This is a genomic window from Frankia sp. AiPa1, from assembly GCF_023243075.1.
Taxonomy (GTDB): Bacteria; Actinomycetota; Actinomycetes; order Frankiales; family Frankiaceae; genus Frankia.
The window spans coordinates 38,766-57,871 of sequence record NZ_JALKFZ020000164.1 but is presented as its reverse complement, the minus strand read 5'-3'; the positions used below and the strand labels follow the sequence as shown (position 1 = coordinate 57,871).

Below are 19,106 nucleotides of genomic sequence, written 5' to 3'. Positions count from 1 at the left end.
GGGCTGGAGCACCACCAGCGCTGGTGGCGCTGGCCACCGCGGCGGCGGTGCGGGCCGCGGCAGCCGATCCGCGGGCGGCCGAGTGGGCCAGGGCGGCGAGGGCGAAGCCGGCCATCCGCGGCTTCGGTGCCTTCGGCGGTCCGCTGAGCACGTCGTAGTCGGCCCGCCGGATCGCGTCGAGCGCGGACCGGCCGCCACCGACGAAGCCGGCGAGGGCCAGGCGAAGCCGGCCCGGCACCATCGACACCAGCGGAGCACCCTCGTCGATCACGGTGCGCGCCCGGGTGACCTCGAAGGCCATCAGGTGACGCACGGCCCGACCGGCGCGCGGCGCCCGCAGGTCGTCCTCGGTCACCCCGAACGCGTCAAGGTCCTCCAGGGGCAGGTAGATCCGCCCGGCGGCGAGGTCCTCGGCGACGTCCTGCCAGTGCTCGACCAGCTGCAGCGCGGTGCAGACCCGGTCGGAGAGCACGACGCGGTCGGGGGTCGCCAGGCCGAACACACCGAGCACCATCCGGCCGACCGGATCGGCCGACAACGTGCAGTAGCGGACCAGGTCGTCGAACGTCTCGTACCGGGTGACGAGCTGATCCTGCCGATTGGCCTCGACGAGCCGCTCGAACGGCTCGGCCGGCAGGTCGCAGGCCCGCACCGTCGGGGCGAGCCGGCGCAGCACGGGCAGTTCCGGCTCCGCACCGGCCCAGATCCGCGCGAGGTCGGCGTCGAGCCGGTCCAGCAGGGCGAGACGGTCACCGGCCGCTTCGTCGCCGAGGTTGTCGACGAAGCGGCAGTAGGCGTACAGCGCGTTGAAGTGCGTGCGCACGGCCGCGGGCAGAACGATCGGGGAGACCGGAAAGTTCTCGGCCGGCGCGGCGAGCAGCAGCTGGTCGGCGGACGTGGACAGTCCCGTCGTGCCCGTCGGCGCAGGCGTGCGGGGTGGTCCGGTTGGGGCGTCGATGGCGGTCATACGCCTCTCCTTCGATGACGGTCCGCACTCCGGGCGCGGTGTGCCGGATCGGGACTGCGCGGACGCTGTGAGCGGCGCCGCGACTCGGACTACCGAGGGTCAGCGCCGATAGTCGACCGGGTGGTCAGCCGGAACGGAACAAAACGCCGGATAGCAGGGCGGCCGGGCCGGATCATCCGAAGACACCGGCCAGTCCCCGGTACAGCGACGGGGCCGCGTCGTGGACTCGGACGGCGCCCCGCAACCAGCCGGGCACCCAGACCTCGGCCCGGCCCCGCCCGGTGGCCGCGAGCATCCGCTCGGCGACGAGCGCCGGCGGGATCGGGCGCGGCCAGCGGCGCACGTATGGCGCTCCGCGTCGGTGGAAAAAAGGAGTATCCACCACACCAGGGACACAGAGCGTCACCGAGATGCCTCGTCGACCGATCTCGGCCCGCAGCGCGTCGGTGAAGCCCACCATCGCCGCCTTGGTGGCGGAATAGGCGACCTCGCCGCGCACGCCGAGCGCACCAGCGATGCTGCCGACGATCAGGATGCGGCCCTGCCCACGATCGAGCATGGCCGGTAGCATGGACCTGACCAGCGCCATTGGCGACAGGACGTTGACTGCGACGAGTTGCGCGATCGCCTCCTGGGACATTGCGTCGAAGGGGCCCGCCGCACCGAGCCCCGCCGAGCACACCAGCAGATCCACGTCCCCGAGCAGTTCGCTGGCGCGAGAGGCGACAGTGGCCTCCGCCCCGGTGGTGGCCAGGTCGACCGAGATGCGATGACTCTCCGTGGCAGCCGCAACTTCGTCCAGGGCGGCGCCGTTGCGGCCGACCAGCAACGAACGGCAGCCACCGGCAGCCAGCAACAGGGCCGCCTCCCGGCCGATGCCGCTCGAGGCGCCGGTGACGACCGCCGTCCGCGGCGGCCAAGCCGGCTGGGCCGCGCTGGTACGCGTGACCCGATTGGTGAGAACGGTCAACCCTCCGTCACGGAAAGCAGGCCGGGACCGTGTGCTCACGACACACCACTTCCGGTCGTTCCTTTCACGCAGTTCTCCCCCGCGGGCACTGGTTGCACGTCACCTACTACTTTCCCCACTCATCTCGCCCCGCGTCGCGAGGTGGTCCGATCACACGAACTCATCCGCCGGACCGTCACGGTGGTCCCGCTACCAGGACCCGACCGACCGGAACAGCTACTGGTTATCAACCGTCGGACTCCGGACCACGGTGCGTGGCAGCGCCGCATGAGCGCGTCCACTGCCTCCTCCATTCCACCGTCCCATGGGCGGATCGTCCATGGTCAGATGGGCGACATCAGGCGGGTGGAGCCCCTGCGTGGCTCCGGACTCCATATCACACTCCCGGTCAGGCGGCCGTCCCTCCCGTGTAGGTTGCCCGCTCTCAACGTCTGGTACGCAACCCGTTTCACATGCGCGGGTATGGATTCGGGATCTCCTTAAGAAGATACCGGCCACATCATTGACCGAACGTTGCGGTGATTTCTCACGGCATTGCGGGTGACGAAATTCCGCCCCGTCACACGCCCGTCCGGACCACCGCCGGACCGGCCCGTCCGGGCAGCACAGGCCCTCCGCCGCAGCGGACGGCGAGTCGCCACCAGCCCGGCCCGATCTCGCCGGACATCCGGCGCCAGACCGAAGCAACGCTCATTCGGAAGGCCGCCGCACGCCTCGGCAAGCAGGTCGACGCGGGCGGGGACAAGCCAGCCGGGCATCCTCCGAACGCCGATCCATCCTCCACACGACAACAGCTTACCGTCCGGCACAAACTTCCCCGAAAGCGGCATTTCCTGGTACGCAGTGGAGATGCCCAGGTTCGGTATAGGAGGGTGCCCGTGATATCCGACACATGACTCCACATCACGCACACCGCGCCGCGAACGTGGCGAAGGCCACGACGATGCCGGCACGTTCGGTGGCCAACTCCAACCTGGGGGTCCCCGAACGGATACTCAGTCGATCCACCCGATCACCGATATTCGGTACGGGTCGGTCCGGGCTTCATCCGACGGATGGTCTACCCCGGGTGGTTACCCCGGCCATTTCGGACCGACGAACGTCGCGCTCCGTATTCCGGATCGGCGCCACATGCTCAGGCGGGCTGGTCGGGTGCGTCCACGGGCGGCTCGCTGCCCAGCGCGGCGAGCGCGGCGGCCACGATCTCCCGGCGTTCCGCGGCGGTGACCAGCTCCCCCGATTCGTGCTGCATCCGGGCCAGCACGGCACGCACCGCCATGGCCGTCGGACCCGAGCAGGGGGGCGAGTCCACCGTGGCGCCCGTGAGCGGCGCGGAGGCCAGCGGTTGCGTGGCGGCGACCTGCGCGATCGCCTGCTCGAGCGCTCGTCCCATGACCCCGGCCTTCAGCGCGCCGATCGCGCAGTGGGCGCGCAGCAGCCGCGCGCCCGACGGGTTCGGGCCGGCCAGCGCCTGCACCAGCAGGCGCTGCAGCGTGACCAGGTCCTGCCGGCCGATGCGGCGATGGATGACCGACGGGTCGTCCACCAGGACAAGCAGCACCCCGCCGGGGCCGGTCATCACCTCGGCGATCCGTTCGATCAGCGTCTCGGGGCTCGGCGGCGGGGACTGCCGGATCAGATCGGCCAGCCGCCCGAGCTCGAGCATGAACGGCTCGAGCAGCGCGTCGAGGATGGTCTCCTTCGACGGGAAGTGGTAATAGAGCGCCGCCTTGGTCAGCCCGAGACGCTCGGAGATATCCCGCACCGAGGTACCCGCGTACCCCTGCTCACCGAACAGCGTGACGGCAACGGCCAGGATGCGTGACCGGGTGTCTCCGGGCGGTCGTGCGTCCCCCGGCGACTTCGCGTCCCCCGGCACCTTCGTCTGCGCGGGCGTTCGCGTTTGTGAAGCTGATGTCGCTCTCCGCACCCGAGTCTCCGACGGTTCGAGTGATATCGCCAACGGGCCGGGCGACGGCTGCTCGACCATCTCGGTCCACCCTCCGACGGATTAAGCCCGGATGTTACCCTGCTTCCGACCTACTAAACGACCGGTAAGTTCGCCCGAAGGGTAGCAATCGTGGCAACGCTCGCCCGATGGTGCTTCAGGCACCGCCGGCCTGTCCTGCTCTTGTGGATCATCGCGCTCGTCGGCCTGGGGGTGCTCTCCAGGGTCTCCGGCAGCGCCTATCGGGACAGCTTCTCCCTGCCCGGAACCGACTCGCAGAAGGCTATCGACCTGCTTCAGCGGGACTTCCCCGCCGCGTCCGGCGACAGCGCCACCATCGTCCTGCACAGCCGCTCCGGCGCCCCCCTGACCGATCCGGCGCTGCGCGGGCCTGTGACCGAGATGCTCGCCAAGGTCGCCAGGACCCCGCATGTCGCCGAGGTTACCGGCCCCTTCGAGCAGAAGGCCACAGGTCAGATCAGCTCCGACAAGCGCACGGCGTTCGTCGCCGTCGACTTCGACGAGCAGGGCAACGACCTGCCCAAGGACGACATCCAGACGTTCGTCGACACCGCCCGCGGCTATGACTCGGCCTCGCTGCAGGTCGAGACCACCGGCCAGGTCCCGGCGATCGTCGAGCAGCAGGAGCAGAGCTACAGCGAGCTGATCGGCATCATCGCGGCGGCGATCGTGCTGTTCCTTGCCTTCGGTTCGCTGCTGGCCGTGACGCTGCCGCTGATCACTGCGATCATGGCGCTCGGGGTGAGCAGCTCCGTGATCGTGCTGGCCTCGCATGGCCTCACCATCGCCGAGTTCAGCCCGATCCTCTCCACGCTGATCGGCCTCGGCGTCGGCATCGACTACGCCCTGTTCATCGTGAACCGGCACCGCATCGGCCTGCGAGCCGGGCGCTCCCCGGAGGAGGCCGCGGTCATCGCGGTGAACACGTCCGGGCGGGCGGTGCTGTTCGCCGGCATCACGGTCTGCATCGCCCTGCTGGGGATGTTCGCCCTCGGGGTGAGCTTCCTGTACGGCGTCGCGATCGCGGCGGCGGTGAGCGTCGCGATGACGATGGCAGCGGCGGTCACCCTGCTCCCCGCGCTGCTGGGCTTCTACGGCATGCGGGTGCTCAGCCGTCGTGATCGGCGCCGCCTCGCCGAGCAGGGCCCGATGCACGAGAGCACCACCGGGGTGTGGTGGCGCTGGGCGTCGTTCGTCCAGTCCCGCCCACGGGTGCTGGCCGTGGTCAGCGCCGCGGTGATCCTGCTGATCGCCGTTCCGTTCCTGTCCATGCGCCTGGGCTCCTCCGACCAGGGCAACAACCCGACCTCCAAGACCACCAAGCGTGGCTACGACCTGCTCGCCGAGGGCTTCGGCCCCGGCTTCAACGGCCCGTTCTCCATCGTCGCGGAGATCCACGGGCCGCAGGACACCGCCACGCTCGACGCGGTCGTGCGGGCCGCCCGGGCGACCCCGGGGGTCTCCTCGGTGACCGAGCCGCGGCGCAGCCCGAACGGCGAGGCCGCGATCGCCACGCTCTACCCGACGACCAGCCCGCAGGCCAAGGAGACGTCCACGCTCCTGAAACACCTGCGTGACGACGTGATCCCGCAGGCGGACCGGACGAACACCGGCATCTACCTGGGCGGCATCACGGCGGTGTTCGAGGATTTCGCCGACGTGCTCTCCGGCAAGCTGCCCCTGTTCATCGGCGTCGTCGTGGTGCTCGCCTTCCTCCTACTCATCGTGGTGTTCCGCAGCCTGCTGGTCCCGCTGACCGCCTCGGTGATGAACCTGCTGTCCGTCGGCGCGGCGCTCGGCGTCGTCGTCGCGGTCTTCCAGTGGGGCTGGGGGGCCTCGGCGTTCGCGACGACCGGCGGGCCGATCGAGGCGTTCGTCCCGGTCATGCTGTTCGCGATCCTGTTCGGGCTGTCCATGGACTACGAGGTATTCCTGGTCAGCCGCATGTACGAGGAGTGGACGAGACGGCGCGACAACCGGCTCGCCGTCTCGCTCGGGCAGGCCGAGACCGGCCGGGTCATCTCGGCGGCGGGTGCGATCATGACCTTCGTGTTCGCCTCGTTCATCCTCGGCGACGAGCGGGTGATCAAGATGTTCGGGCTGGCGCTGGCGGGCGCGATCCTCATCGACGCCTTCATCATCCGCACCGTGCTCGTCCCGGCGCTGATGCACGTGTTCGGCCGGGCGAACTGGTGGCTGCCGTCCTGGCTGGACCGCATCCTGCCGCGGATCTCGGTGGAGGCCGGGGATGAGCCGGACGACCTCAGCCCGCAGGGCGCGGTGACCACCGGCATTCCGGCCGCCGTGGGCGGCGCCGTACCCGACCAACCGGTACGGCAGCTGCGTCGACGGGATGCCAACGAGCCCACGCCCTGACCCACGCCGGTCCGGCACGAACACCGGCAAGCACAGCTCACGGCCCCGGCGGGCGACATACCCGCCGGGGCCGTGTCAGGTCCGCGTCATCACGCGCCTGGTAGACGGCAGCGCCTGGCCAACAGCGGCACCTGGCCAACGGCGGTACCCGCTCGACGGTGCCGCCTACTCGACTCCGCCGCGAATGAGGCGGGCGGTCTCCTGGGCGATCCGGCTCAGCGACTCCTGCGGCAGGTCACGTTCCGCGGTGGACGCGCTGACCTGCGGACCCGGGCGCAGGCCCAGGTAGATGGCGGCAGCCAACGCCGCGCCGAGCGCCGGCGCCACGATGAACATCCAGAGCTGCCCCAGCGCCCAGCCGCCGACGAACACGGCCGGGCCGAGCGAGCGGGCCGGGTTCACCGACGTCCCGTCCATCGGGATGCTGATCAGATGGCACAGGGTGAGCACCAGGCCGATCGCGAGGCCCGCGAACCCGAACGGCGCCCGCACGTCGGTCGCCCCGAGCACAGTGAACACCAGCAGTGCGGTGAGCAGCACCTCGACGAGCAGGACCCCGCCGAGGCCGAAGCCGCCGGGCGAGTGCAGGCCGTAGCCGTTGGCTCCCAGCCCCCGCTGACTGGCCGAGTAGCCGAACGGGCCGGAGTCGGCGAGCAGCCACACGGTGCCCGCCGCGATGATGCCACCGACGCACTGGGCGACCACATAGCCGGCCGCATGCCGAGGCTGGATCTTGCGGCACAGCAGCAGACCCAGGGTGACCGCCGGATTCACATGGCAGCCGGAGACCGGGCCGATCACATAGACCAACACCAGGAGGGACAGCCCGAAGGCCAGGGCGATCCCCACGTTGCCCACCACGACGCCAGCCAGCACCGCCGTCCCCACACCGCCAAAGACCAGGACGAATGTGCCGATTCCCTCCACCAGATATCTGCGCACGCGGCTCCCCCTCCGCCGGGACGCGTCGCGAGCCGTGGCCGGACGAGGAACGCGCCCGTCTCCGTAACTCCAGGCACCGAAATGGTTCCACAGAGTCCCGAGAACCGCCGGGTGACCTTCCCATGGGTGAAGGTCACCCGCAGCAGAGGTCATCCAGCTGGAACGATGCCTCCGGGAACAGAGGTGGGTGACGGCGGACGCTGGTCGCCGTACTCGAGGTAGCCCACGCGGGACGGGGTTCCCCGCAACCGGGCGGCAGCGGTGACCCGCCGGGCGTGCAGCGGCGGCAGCAGGCCATCCACCTCCCCCAGCGGGACGAACGCGAAGTTGACCAGCTCGTCCATGTCCAGGCGGATGCGCGCGCGCCAGTCATCCGGCAGCAGACCGCCGTCGAAGACGAACAACAGCATCTCGCCCTCCAGCCAGCCGTCCCGCGGGCGTGGCGCCCAGTCGACGGCCAGCAGTTCGCCGATAGGCGGCGTGATGCCCAGCTCCTCCTCGACCTCCCGCATGCAGGCGGCGTAGGGCGACTCCCCGGGCTCGACGAAACCGCCCGGAATGTCCCATCCAGGCTTGTAGGACGGCTCGACGAGCAGGACACGTTCCGCCTCATCGAAGAAAAGGGCGCCCGCGGCGGCGAAGGGCCGCGCCATCGGCGGGAGCGTTCCGCTCGAGCTCGACTCGGTCACAGTAGGCACACCTCCACCCCCGGGATGTTCCAACTCCACCCCTGATCCGCGCCGCCAGCGTCCACCGAATCGCACTCCGTCATGAGATCCATGTCCGCCCGTCATCCTGGGACTCCCACGATCTTCATTTGCGTACATCATCGCCTGGCGCAGGACTGACGGCCAGACCACGTCCACGAAGACGACTGCACGAGCGGCCGCATCCTCGTTACCCGACCACGAAATGCGCTGCCCCGCCACCGATTCTCCACCGTATACCGGCGGAGGATACGCGCGCTCATGTGAAGACGGGAAGCGCCAGTAATGCACGAGACAACGGGTTCATTTCGCTGACATCTGCAGATCTCACCAGGCCGCACCCGCGGCGGCGGCCCGCCATTACCCGTCGCCGCCGGCAGATGGCCCGAGCGTCACCGCTGCCGGAGTCCGGCGACCCGGCGAGAACACCGCACCACCGGACACGCACACACCGAAGCGGAGGGGTGAATCCTCACCAACGGCGTAGATCGCCGGCTTTGATCTGCATCTGCGGAACAGATTGCTCAGTTTCTACGCAACCACGGTTTCGTAACCGGCGACCGGACGTCCCTGCGCCCGCTGCGGGCGCCCGCGTGACCCATGCGACACCCGGGCTCCGCCCCTACGTTCCGCCGCGCGCTCGAGCACAACAAGGGCGTGCGCAGCGGCGGGCGAACGATGCCGACGGACGGCCGGCCCAGGATGTCGACTCCGGGCCGCGGAGGTGATCAGGGAACAACCCGCGGCCGATCCATCCGGCGGCTGACGCACCGTCTCCGACCAAGCGCTCCCTGCATCAGGGTGCCGCGAGGCCACCCACAGCAACCGCGAGAGCACGGCCGTGACCGCAGCGAAGGCCACCGAAGAATGCCTTGCCAACGCCATTAGGTTGCCCTAACTTAGCTGAGGCTAACCGCAAATCCTCACTGCTGACGGGCCATCCCGTGACGGCGGGCGACAGTAACTACGGCGACATCGAACGGAGGCCAGGTGCTCCCCACATTTGTGATCGGGCTCCGCGAGGGCCTGGAGGCCGCATTGATCGTCGGGATCGTCGCCGCCTTCCTTCGCCAGCGTGAGCGGCGGGACGCGCTGCGCCAGGTCTGGTTCGGCGTCGCTCTCGCCCTCGTGCTGTGCGCCGCGGTCGGTGTCGGGCTGCATGTGCTTGACCACGAACTTCCGCAGCGTGAGCAGGAAGGCCTGGAGACGGTCATCGGGCTCATCGCCGTGGCCATGGTCACCTACATGATCGTCTGGATGCGCCGGAACTCGCGCGACCTGCGCGCCGCGCTGGAGTCGGCCACCGAGTCGGCCCTGGAGAAGGGCTCCACCCGGGCGCTGGTGCTGATGGCGTTCCTCGCCGTGCTGCGGGAGGGGTTCGAGACCGCGGTCTTCCTGATCGCCGCCTTCAACGCGAGCACCTCCCCGTCCACAGCCGGCGGTGGGGCGCTGCTCGGAGTGCTGGTGGCGGTGGCCATCGGCTTCGCGATCTACCGCGGCGGGGTGCGGATCAACCTGTCGCGCTTCTTCCGGATCACCGGCATCGTGCTGGTCGTGATCGCCGCGGGCCTGTTGGCCACCGCCGCGCACACCGGGCACGAGGCGGGCTGGCTGGACGCGGGCCAGGGACGCACGTTCGATCTGTCCTGGCTGGTGCGGCCCGGCACGGTGCTGGCCAGCGTGCTGACCGGCGTGCTCGGGCTGCAGCCCCGCCCGGTCGTCGCCGAGGTCGTCGCGTGGCTCGTGTACCTGGTCCCGTTGCTGCTGTACGTCACCTGGCCCGCGGGCCACCGCCCAGCCGCGCGGGCATCCACCCCGACCCCGGTCGCGGCGGACGGCGAGCCCGCTCGCAGCGCGGCCGCCCAGGCGGACACCTGACGGCCGGTCGGGGTCCGGTCTCGGACGGGATCCGACCGACAGGAGCACCCGTTCCCACGGATGTGGATCATAACAACAGCCACGAAAGAGATAGGGGCACTACGTGCGTCGCGCACCAGTCGCGTACAGCGCCATCGCCATTGTGATCGCGACGGGCGCCGTCGCATGCGGGGGAAGTGACTCCGGCAGTTCCGGTGATTCAGGAGCAGGCGAGAAGCAGTCCGTCACCGTCACTCTGACCTCCAAGGGTTGTTCGCCCAGCGTTTCGAGCATTCCGGCGGGCCCGACCACCTTCACGGTGACAAACAAGGATGCGGGTGCGGTCACCGAGGCCGAACTTATGAAGGGGGACACCATCCTCGGTGAGAAGGAGAACATCGCGCCCGGACTTTCCGGAACGTTCTCGCTGAATGTCAGGGCCGGCAAGTACCAGCTGTACTGTCCGGGCGGCTCCGGTCCGGAGAGGGTGGACTTCACCGTGACCGCCGCGGCGAGCGCCGCGGCCGCGACACTGAGCCCACAGGTCACCGCCGACCTCAGGACCGCCACCACCGGATACGCCACCTACGTCCGCCAGCAGGTCGCGGACCTGGTGCGGAACACCGGTGCGTTCGTCTCCGCGGTGAAGGCCTCGGACCTGGACCAGGCCGCCAAGCTGTACCCGGCGCCGCGGCTTGACTACGAGGCGATCGAGCCGGTCGCCGAGTCCTTCGGTGACCTCGACCCGGCGATCGACGCCCGCATCGACGACGAGCCCGACGTGTCGAAGTGGACTGGTTTCCACCGGTTGGAGAAGGCCATCTTCGCCGACAGGTCGCTCGCCGGCATGAGCCCGATCGCCGACCAGCTCAACACCGACGTCGGCAAGCTCAACACGCTGGTGGCGACCGTCTCCTTCCAGCCGGCGCAGATCGCCAACGGCGCCACCGAGCTGCTCAACGAGGTCGGCCAGTCGAAGATCACCGGCGAGGAGGAGCGGTACTCGAAGCTCGACCTGGTCGACATGCAGGGCAACATCGACGGCGCCGACAAGGCGTTCACCCTGCTGGAGCCGGCCCTCAAGACGCTCGACCCCAAACTCGCCACCACGGTGCGCACCCAGTTCACCGCGATGTACAAGGCGCTCGAGCCGTACAAGAAGGGTGATGGCTACGTTGCCTATGACACGGTGACCGAGTCCCAGCGTCGCGCCCTGTCCCAGGCCGTGGACGCACTCGCCGAGCCGCTGTCCCAGGTGGCGGGCGTCGTCGTCAGCTAACACCCTCGTCAGCTAACACCGCCGTCAGCTAACACCGCCGTCAGTTAGCACCGCCGTCAGGGCCAAGGGCGTGTGAATACCCGGACCCGCAGGAGAAGGAGAGCGTCATGGCCGAGCGGTTCACCCTGTCCCGGCGCCGCGCCCTGTTCAGCGCCGCTGGCCTGGCCGGAGCGGGGGCGGCCGGCGTCGCGACGGTCGCGGGCTGCTCCGACGACGGATCGTCGCCGGCTTACTCCTCCTCGTCATCGTCCTCGTCCTTGCCGGGAAGGGTGCCCTTCCACGGGCCGCGGCAGGCCGGGATCATCACCGACGCCCAGGACCGGCTCGCCTTCGCCGCCTTCGACGTGTCCGCCGGCGTGCAGCGCGACGCGTTGCGCGAACTGCTGGTGGAGTGGAGCGCGGCCGCGGCCCGGATGACCGCGGGCCAGGCCGTCGCCAACGACGACGCCGCACCCCAGTCGCCACCGCGGGACACCGGGGAGGCGATCGGACTCACCGCCGGCAATCTGACGATCACCTTCGGGGTCGGGCCGAGCCTGTTCGACGCCCGGTTCGGCCTGGCCGCACGTCGCCCAGCGGCGCTCGCCGAGATCCCGGCGATGCCCCGCGACAACCTCGACCCGCAGCGCAGCCACGGCGACCTGTGCGTCCAGGCCTGTGCGGACGATCCGCAGGTGGCCTTCCACGCCGTGCGAAACCTGCGCCGTCTCGCCCAGGGCACCGCCGTGCTGCGCTGGTTCCAGCTCGGTTTCGGCCGGACCAGCACCACCAGCAGCAGCCAGGCGACCCCGCGTAACCTGATGGGCTTCAAGGACGGCACCAACAACATCAAGCGGGAGGACACCGCCCGCCTGGACCGGTTCGTCTGGGTCGGCGATGACAGCGATCAGGCCTGGATGCGCGGCGGCACCTACGCCGTCACCCGCCGCATCCGCATGCTGCTGGAGGCGTGGGACCGCGATTATCTGCTCGACCAGGAGAACGTCTTCGGCCGGGCGAAGGTGTCCGGCGCGCCGCTGGGTGCCGCCGAGGAGTTCGACGCGGTGCCGCTGGCCGCCCGCGGCGCCGACGGCGAGCTCGTGGTGCCCGAGGACGCGCACATCCGCCTCGCCGCGCCCGCGACGAACAACGGTGCCACGATCCTGCGTCGTGGCTACTCGTACACCGACGGCGTCAGCCAGGAGACCGGGCAGCTCGACGCGGGCCTGTTCTTCATCGCCTTCCAGCGGGACCCGCGCACCGGGTTCATCCCGGTCCAGCGTCGTCTCGCCCGCTCGGACGCGCTCAACGAGTACATCCAGCACACCTCGAGCGCGGTGTTCGCGATCCCGCCGGGTGTGCGCGACGCCAAGGACTTCTGGGCCAGCGGGCTGTTCGACAGCTGAGCACACCGCCGGACGAAAATGCCGACGAACACCGCCGACGAACACCGCCGCGGGTCAGTCGAACAGGGCGGGGGCGGCCGGGTCGTCGAGGAAGGCGAACATCATCACCAGCTGGGCGGCGGTGTTGCGCTGCGCGGACAGCGGTGGCAGCCCGTCGCGGGGGAACCAGCCGACCTCCGACGTCTCCAGGCCACCGCGCGCCGCCCCACCCACCACCCGGCATCGGATGAAGATCTTGTAGGTGTCGTTGGGATAGGGCGGATGGGCATGACGGCGCTTGTCGAGGACGCCGAGCAACCGGACGGGCTCGGCGTCGAGCCCGGCCTCCTCGCGGATCTCCTTGACCACCGCCTCGGACGGGGTGAGGCCGACATCCGCCCAGCCACCGGGCAGCGCCCAGCCACCGTCCGACTTCTCTCGGACGAGCAGGATCCGGTCCTCGTCGAAGAGCACCCCGCGCACGTCCACCTTGGGGGTGCGGTAGCCGGTCTCGCCGGCGAAGATGCCCTGCGCCGCCGGCACCGTGACCGCCGCGCACCAGGCCGCGATCTGCCCGGTGAGCTGGTGCAACTGCTCGAACCGCTCCAGGTCGTACGGGTCCCGGCAGTAGGTCAGGCCGGACTGGGCGATGGAGTACAGCTCCCGTACCCACGGCAGCCAGTCGGGGTTGCGGGCGCCCACCGCCCCCCACGGCGGCTCACCGCCGACGGCCGGTGGTGAGTTACCCGACGCCAGACCGGCACCCGACGGACCGCCGGTGCCGCCAGGAAGGACCCCGGCTGAGGAGGGCTCGGTGTCTGAGGGGGACGGGGACTCGGCCCCGGACCCGGGTTCGGGGGAATCGGTCGCAGGCCCGGGAGACGGGACGGATCGCTCGGTCATACGGTGATCCTCCCGCATCCGCGCGGGCCCGAAGAACCGGCCGAGCCAGGCCGGCTTCCCGGCGCGGCCGGCTCAGCTGGTGCCGGAGTCGCGGACGAAGGCGGCGAGCGTCGTGCGGACGTAGGACTCGACCGCCGGCTGCTCCAGACCGAGCCCGCTGAGCACTCCGGTGCCGTCCTCGTAAGCGAGCAATGCGAGCAGGATGTGCTCCGTCCCGACATAGTTGTGTCCCAGCCGCAGCGCCTCCCGGGTGGTCAGCTCGACCACCTTCTTCGCGGCGGCGTCGAACGGAATGAGGTCGGGAACGGCGTCCGCCCGCGCCGGCAGCGCGGCGGCGGCCGTCTCGCGGAGGGTGTCGAGCTCGACCGCCTGGTTCTGGATCGCGCGCACGGCGAGGCCCTCGGGCTGGTCCAGCAGCCCGAGGGCGAAGTGGACGGGGGTGATGCGGTCGTTGCCCGCCGCCCGCGCGGCGCTCTGCGCGGCCACGACGACCTTGCGGGCACGATCGGTGTAGCGGCCGAAGGGAGCGGCACCGCTGCTGAGATCCACCGCGTCGCCGGAAGCCTTCGGGACGAACCGCTGCTGCGCCGCCTGCTTGGTCACGCCGAGGCTGCGCCCGATGTCCGTCCACGAGGCGCCGGAGCGGCGGGCCTGGTCGACGAAGTGGCCGATCAGGTGGTCGGCGACCTCACCGAGGTGATCGGCGATCAGGACGGCGTTGGACAACCGCTCGAGGGCGTCGGTGTGCGCGGACCGGATCGAGTCGATCAGGTCATCCAGACGGATGGTGCGGGTCGTGTTCACGGGCTCGCTCATGCGTCAACCATAGATTGACGATCCGCTCGCGTCAACAGCTAGTTGACGCGGCGACGCCGCCGGGGCAGCGGGTGCGGCCGATCCCGCGACGGATGGTGAGAGCCGACGCCGGGGCGGATGGTGAAATGGGTCGGTGACAACCTGGACGGATCAGCGGGGCGACGCCGTGCCCGACGCCGCACCCGACAACCACCTGACGGAACTCGTCGAGGCGGTGCTCTCCGCGCCACGGCCGTGGTCGATCGTCCAGGCGGGTGAACCCGTGCTGCGCCGCCCGGCGGCACGCTACGACGGCCAGCTGGCCGACGGGCTGCTACACCGCCTGCTCGACGCGATGCGCGAGCATCTGCCCGACCGCGGAGTGGGGCTGGCCGCACCGCAGATCGGCATTCCCCTCGCCCTGGCCGTGATCGAGGATCCCGCCACCGTCCCGGCCGAGCTCGCCGAGGTGCGGGAACGCCCACCGCTGGCCACACTCGAGCTGATCAACCCGGTGCTCACCCCGATCGGGACCGCTCGGCGCGCCTTCTACGAAGGATGCCTGAGCGTCGTCGGCTACGCGGCGGTCGTGTCCCGCCATCACCGCGTCCGCCTCGACCTGCTCGACCGCCACGGCGTGCCCCACCGCCACGAGCTGGCCGGCTGGCCGGCCCGGATCGCCCAGCACGAGACCGACCATCTGCACGGCACGCTCTACCTTGACCGGGCCGAATCGCGGTCGTTGTCCTCGATGGCCAACCTCGAACGGCTCTGGAACCAGGCGACACCCGCCGAGGCGGCCGACGCCCTGCGTTTCCCGCTCTGAACCTCCCGCGCCCCGACCGACCAGCGGTTTGAGCGTTCCACAAGGGAAACGAAAGGCCGTCTCGCCATCATTGGTGCCGTCGACTGCACGACCCGGCACCGCGGGACGGGCCCACACGCCGCGCCCCGCGACAGTCCAGCCCGGCCCAGCCCACGCGGGTCGGCCACGGGTGGGAAGGGGCATCATGGCGGAGGCAGCGAGCAGCGCACCGGTGCGGGTAAGCGTCCCGGAACAGGACGTTCGCAGTCCGGAACGCAGACTTTCGCACCTGTTCGATCCGGGCAGTCTCGTCCGTTACCCGACGGCCCCCGGCAGCAGGGTCGTTACCGGTCACGGGCGCGTCGACGGCGAGGTGGCCGTCGCCTTCTGCACGGACGGGACCCGGATGGGCGGGGCACTCGGCGCGACCGGCGCGGCGGAGATCGTCGCCGCCATCGAGGAGGCGGTACGCCTGGCGCGGCCGGTCATCGGGCTGTGGCACTCCGGCGGGGCGAACCTCACGGAGGGGGTCGCCTCGCTCGACGGCATCGGCCGCATCTTCGCGGCGATGATCCATGCCTCCGGCCGCATCCCGCAGATCTCGGTGGTGTTGGGCCCGGCGGCGGGCGGGGCGGCCTACGGGCCGGCGCTGACCGACGTCGTCATCATGGCTCCGGAGGGCAAGGTCTTCGTGACCGGTCCGGACGTCGTGCGCAGTGTCACCGGTGAGCAGATCGACATGGCGGGACTTGGCGGCGCTGAGGCACACGGCCGGCGCTCCGGCGTCGTGCATGTCCTGGCCAGCTCCGAGAGCGACGCGCTGGCGCGAGCCCGGCGGATCACCGGCCTGCTCACCGGCGGGAACGGATTCTCCGCCACGGACGCGAGCCTCGCCGCACTCGAGCACGACCTTGGCCTGGACCGCACCGCCGGCCCGGGCGACACCGCCAGCCCGGGGGACGCCGCCCGCTCGGACCACACCGCCCGCTCGGACGACGAGGACCGGCGACCCGATCCGCGCAGCCTGCTGCCCGAGCGGCCGCGGCGGGCCTACGACGTACGACCGTTGGTGCTGCGGCTACTCGATGAGGGGCCGCATCCGTTCGAGGAGCTGCAGGCACGCTGGGCGCCGAACGCCGTCGTCGGCCTCGGCCGCCTCTACGGCCGGCCGGTCGGCGTCATCGCGAACAACCCGATCCGCAAAGGCGGTTGCCTCGACTCCCTGAGCGCCGAGAAGATCTCCCGGTTCGTGCGGATGTGCGACTCGTTCGGCGTCCCGCTGGTCGTGCTCGTGGACGTCCCCGGCTACCTACCCGGTGTCCAGCAGGAATGGGAAGGTGTGGTGCGCCGCGGGGCCAAGCTGCTGTACGCGTTCGCGGAGGCGACCGTGCCGCGGGTGACACTGGTGACCCGCAAGTCGTTCGGCGGGGCGTACATCGCGATGAACTCGCGGTCACTCGGTGCCAGCGCCGTGCTGGCCTGGCCCGAGGCCGAGGTAGCGGTGATGGGGGCCGAGGCCGCGGTCAACATCCTGCACCGGCGGGCCCTCGCCGCCGCGGCCGAGGACGAGCTGCCCGCGCTGCGCAGCCGGCTCGTCGACGAGCACACCCGCACCGCGGGCGGGGTCGACCGGGGGGTCTCGATCGGCGTCATCGACGCCGTCATCGAGCCCCGCGAGTCCCGCCGCCGCATCGCCGAGGCCCTCGCCGCCGCCCCCGCCCGCCGCGGCCAGCACGGCAACATCCCCCTGTAGTGACCTCCTACAGTGGCGCGGCGGCAGCTATTCACCCGGATCACCGCCCCGCGCAACTCGCCGCGGTCGAGCGGATGGTGGCCGCGCGGAACTCGCCCCCACCGACTTCGGCAGTTTCGAAGGCGGAACGTTCTACGCCGCCGACGAACGCAAGGATCCGCGTGGCCACCTGTCTGACGGCCCATAGCAGCGCACTCAACGAGGAGGAGATCCTCCGGCTTGCCTTGCACTCACGGTGACGCTGCTTTCGCCGATCTGGTGATGGTGGCCACCAGCTGTGCGACTTCGGCGGGCTGCTCGAGTGCTGGCAGATGCGCGCAGTCGGCGAGTTCCACCCGTCGCGCGCCCGGGATGGCCGCGGTGTAGGCCGCCGCGTGGGCGGCGGGCAGGATGCCGTCGAGTTCGCCGCGGACCACCAGCGTCGGTGCCCCGACCAGGGTGAGTCTGCCGGCGAGGGCGGGATCGTGCAGGTAGGGGTTCCAGCCGATGCGCGCCGTTGCCTCCATCGCCCGGAACAGGTGCAGGGGCAGCGCCAGCGGATCAGGGGCGACCGCCTCGCCAGCCCCACCGCCTTCGCCAGCCCCGCCGTCCTCGCCGGCTTCCCCGCCGCTCCCGTCGCCGTCGTGGGTCACGGGCCAGGCCAGGGCGGGGGCGAGATACGCCGAGAACTCGGCGGGGCGGGCCAGCAGGCGCGGCAGCAGCACGTCGTCCTCCGCGCCGAAGATGGGGAAGACCGGGTCGTCCGCCACCCGGAGGCCGACCGGGGCGAGCAGGGCAAGCGCCCGGACGCGCTCGGGGAACCAGACGGCGAGCTCCGCGGCGAGCCAGCCGCCCAGCGAGCTGCCCACCACGACGGCCCGCTCCACCCCCAGCCCGTCCAGGATCCGCCGGACGGTGAACACGACGTCGGCGACCCCCCGCCAGCTCGTCACCGGGTCCGACTGCCCGAACCCCGGCAGCTCGGGTGCCAGCACCTGAAAGCCCGCCTCCGCCAGGTCCGCGAACACCGCGAGCGCACCCACCTCGCCGAACGGCGAGTGCAGGTAGACCAGTGGTACGCCGGACCCCTGCCGGAACACACGGATGCGGATGCCGTCGACGTCGAGGCTGCCCCACTCGCCGTGGTGCGGGGAGCCGGCCGCCGAGGAAGCACTGGCAACCGAGGAGACACTGGCAACTGAGGAGACACTGGCAGCCTGCGTCATGCCGTCACCTCCGGCCAGGACACACCGGCCGCGAACTCCTTGCGCAGCCGGGGCATCACCTGTTCGGCGAACAACGTCAGGTTGGCCCGGGTCAGGTCGGCCGGCAGGGAACCCAGCTGGAACAGGCCGAGCAGGTTACCCACCCCCAGCCGCCGAATGTGATCGATGAGCTTTTCGGTGACGGTGTCCGGGCTGCCGACGATCGCGTACGACCCGGCCTCCACCGTCTCCCAGTCGGACACGTTCAACAGGTACTTCGGCGCGTTCCCCATGAGCTTCACCGCCGAGGCGACGCTCTGATATCCCGGTGGCGCGATCTGCACTCCGTTGAGCAACCGGCGTGCGAAGTACCACAGGTGTTCCTCGTACTCCGCACGGGCGGCCGCATCCGTCTCCGCCACGTAGATCGGCAGCAGAAGGCCGAGGTTCTCCGGTGCCGGTTCCCGGCCGGCCTCCAGCCAGATCCGCCGGAACTCTGCGTAGTTCCGCTCAAAGACCGAGATGTGGAAGAACGGCAACCCGACGTAGGAGAATCCCCGGGCGGCCACCAGCTCCATCGTCTCCCGCGACCCCATTCCGGGAATCCACACCGGCGGGTGCGGCTGCTGCAGCGGCCGGGGCCACGTGTTGACCCGGGGAATCTGGTAGTACTCACCGTGGAACTCGAACGGGCCCGGCCGGGTCCAGGCCTGGAGAACCAGGTCGAGGGCTTCGTTGAACCGGCCGCGAGCCTGGGCCGGATTGATCCCGGACGAGTAGTACTCTGGGCCTCCGCCGACCACCATGCCGGCGATCAGCCGACCACCGGTGACGACGTCGAGGACGGCGAACTCCTCGGCCACCCTGGTCGGCGGGTGGTACAGCGGCAGCGCGTTGCCGATCACCGCGATCTTCGCGCGGGACGTCCGGCGGGCGAGCATGGCGGCGAACAGGTTGGGGCTCGGCATCGAACCGTAGGCGGTCTGGTGGTGTTCGTTGACGACGAGACCGTCGAAGCCAACCTGCTCGGCGTACTCCAGCTCGTCGAGATAACGGTTGTACAGGTCATGCCCGCGCGGCGGGTCATAGAGCTTGTTCGGAACCGTTATCCAGGCGGATTCGGTGTAGTCGGCCGGCAGGTACGGCCACGGCATGAGATGGAACGAGAAAAACTGCATGCGCTCCTCCGGAATCGCCGTCCCAAGCGCTGACGGACAGGGGGCGGGGGCGGACTG

The 19,106-nt window shown here is 70.5% G+C and carries 15 protein-coding genes; 6 read left to right on the top strand and 9 right to left on the bottom strand.

The features are described from left to right. The 3 genes from hpnC to MXD95_RS19180 form a co-directional block, all read right to left on the bottom strand. The coding region (hpnC, locus tag MXD95_RS19190; RefSeq protein WP_250642046.1) for a squalene synthase HpnC at positions 1 to 967 on the bottom strand (967 nt) is incomplete at its 3' end. A 172-nt stretch (positions 968 to 1,139) separates the two neighbouring features. Continuing rightward, complete coding sequence (locus MXD95_RS19185) at positions 1,140 to 1,976, bottom strand: SDR family NAD(P)-dependent oxidoreductase (protein ID WP_250642045.1); 837 nt, start codon at positions 1,974 to 1,976, stop codon at positions 1,140 to 1,142. 1,096 nt (positions 1,977 to 3,072) lie between these two features. Beyond that, the gene (locus MXD95_RS19180; RefSeq protein ID WP_250642044.1) at positions 3,073 to 3,816 is read right to left on the bottom strand and encodes a TetR/AcrR family transcriptional regulator; all 744 of its coding nucleotides are present in this window, start codon (positions 3,814 to 3,816) and stop codon (positions 3,073 to 3,075) included. Between the two features lie 201 nt (positions 3,817 to 4,017). Here MXD95_RS19180 and MXD95_RS19175 point away from each other — a divergent pair, with 201 nt between their 5' ends. After that, positions 4,018 to 6,282 (top strand): MMPL family transporter, encoded by a 2,265-nt coding sequence (locus MXD95_RS19175; protein WP_250642043.1) that lies wholly within the window; start codon positions 4,018 to 4,020, stop codon positions 6,280 to 6,282. 165 nt (positions 6,283 to 6,447) lie between these two features. Here the strand turns inward: MXD95_RS19175 and MXD95_RS19170 are convergent, their stop codons facing one another. After that, positions 6,448 to 7,224 carry an aquaporin gene (locus MXD95_RS19170; RefSeq protein ID WP_250642042.1) on the bottom strand — a complete coding sequence of 259 codons (777 nt, stop codon included), beginning with the start codon at positions 7,222 to 7,224 and terminating at the stop codon, positions 6,448 to 6,450. Between the two features lie 149 nt (positions 7,225 to 7,373). Then, on the bottom strand, positions 7,374 to 7,913 hold the full coding sequence (locus MXD95_RS19165; RefSeq protein WP_250642041.1) for an NUDIX domain-containing protein: 540 nt from the start codon (positions 7,911 to 7,913) through the stop codon (positions 7,374 to 7,376). Between the two features lie 1,008 nt (positions 7,914 to 8,921). Between MXD95_RS19165 and efeU the strand changes: the two genes are divergently transcribed. From efeU to efeB, 3 genes are all read left to right on the top strand, one after another. After that, positions 8,922 to 9,809: an iron uptake transporter permease EfeU gene (gene efeU, locus MXD95_RS19160; protein WP_250642040.1), complete on the top strand. Its 888-nt coding sequence runs from the start codon at positions 8,922 to 8,924 to the stop codon at positions 9,807 to 9,809. A gap of 103 nt (positions 9,810 to 9,912) precedes the next feature. Then, on the top strand, positions 9,913 to 11,067 hold the full coding sequence (efeO, locus tag MXD95_RS19155; protein ID WP_250642039.1) for an iron uptake system protein EfeO: 1,155 nt from the start codon (positions 9,913 to 9,915) through the stop codon (positions 11,065 to 11,067). 107 nt (positions 11,068 to 11,174) lie between these two features. Next, entirely contained in the window at positions 11,175 to 12,452 is a 1,278-nt protein-coding gene (gene efeB, locus MXD95_RS19150) for an iron uptake transporter deferrochelatase/peroxidase subunit (protein WP_250642038.1), read from the top strand. A 54-nt stretch (positions 12,453 to 12,506) separates the two neighbouring features. Here efeB and MXD95_RS19145 read toward each other — a convergent pair whose 3' ends face one another. Continuing rightward, positions 12,507 to 13,334, bottom strand: a complete 828-nt coding sequence (locus MXD95_RS19145) for an NUDIX hydrolase (protein ID WP_250642037.1) — start codon at positions 13,332 to 13,334, stop codon at positions 12,507 to 12,509. Between the two features lie 72 nt (positions 13,335 to 13,406). Next, positions 13,407 to 14,150 carry a Clp protease N-terminal domain-containing protein gene (locus MXD95_RS19140; protein ID WP_250642036.1) on the bottom strand — a complete coding sequence of 248 codons (744 nt, stop codon included), beginning with the start codon at positions 14,148 to 14,150 and terminating at the stop codon, positions 13,407 to 13,409. Positions 14,151 to 14,283: 133 nt separating this feature from the next. Here MXD95_RS19140 and MXD95_RS19135 point away from each other — a divergent pair, with 133 nt between their 5' ends. Continuing rightward, positions 14,284 to 14,955, top strand: a complete 672-nt coding sequence (locus tag MXD95_RS19135; RefSeq protein WP_250642035.1) for a peptide deformylase — start codon at positions 14,284 to 14,286, stop codon at positions 14,953 to 14,955. 184 nt (positions 14,956 to 15,139) lie between these two features. Then, the gene (locus tag MXD95_RS19130) at positions 15,140 to 16,687 is read left to right on the top strand and encodes an acyl-CoA carboxylase subunit beta (protein ID WP_250642034.1); all 1,548 of its coding nucleotides are present in this window, start codon (positions 15,140 to 15,142) and stop codon (positions 16,685 to 16,687) included. Positions 16,688 to 16,917: 230 nt separating this feature from the next. Here the strand turns inward: MXD95_RS19130 and MXD95_RS19125 are convergent, their stop codons facing one another. Continuing rightward, positions 16,918 to 17,892: an alpha/beta fold hydrolase gene (locus MXD95_RS19125; RefSeq protein WP_250642033.1), complete on the bottom strand. Its 975-nt coding sequence runs from the start codon at positions 17,890 to 17,892 to the stop codon at positions 16,918 to 16,920. After that, positions 17,889 to 19,049, bottom strand: coding sequence for an LLM class flavin-dependent oxidoreductase (locus MXD95_RS19120; RefSeq protein WP_250642032.1), 1,161 nt, complete (start codon positions 19,047 to 19,049; stop codon positions 17,889 to 17,891). Before MXD95_RS19120 ends, MXD95_RS19125 begins: the two co-directional genes overlap by 4 nt. Positions 19,050 to 19,106: the final 57 nt, after the last annotated feature.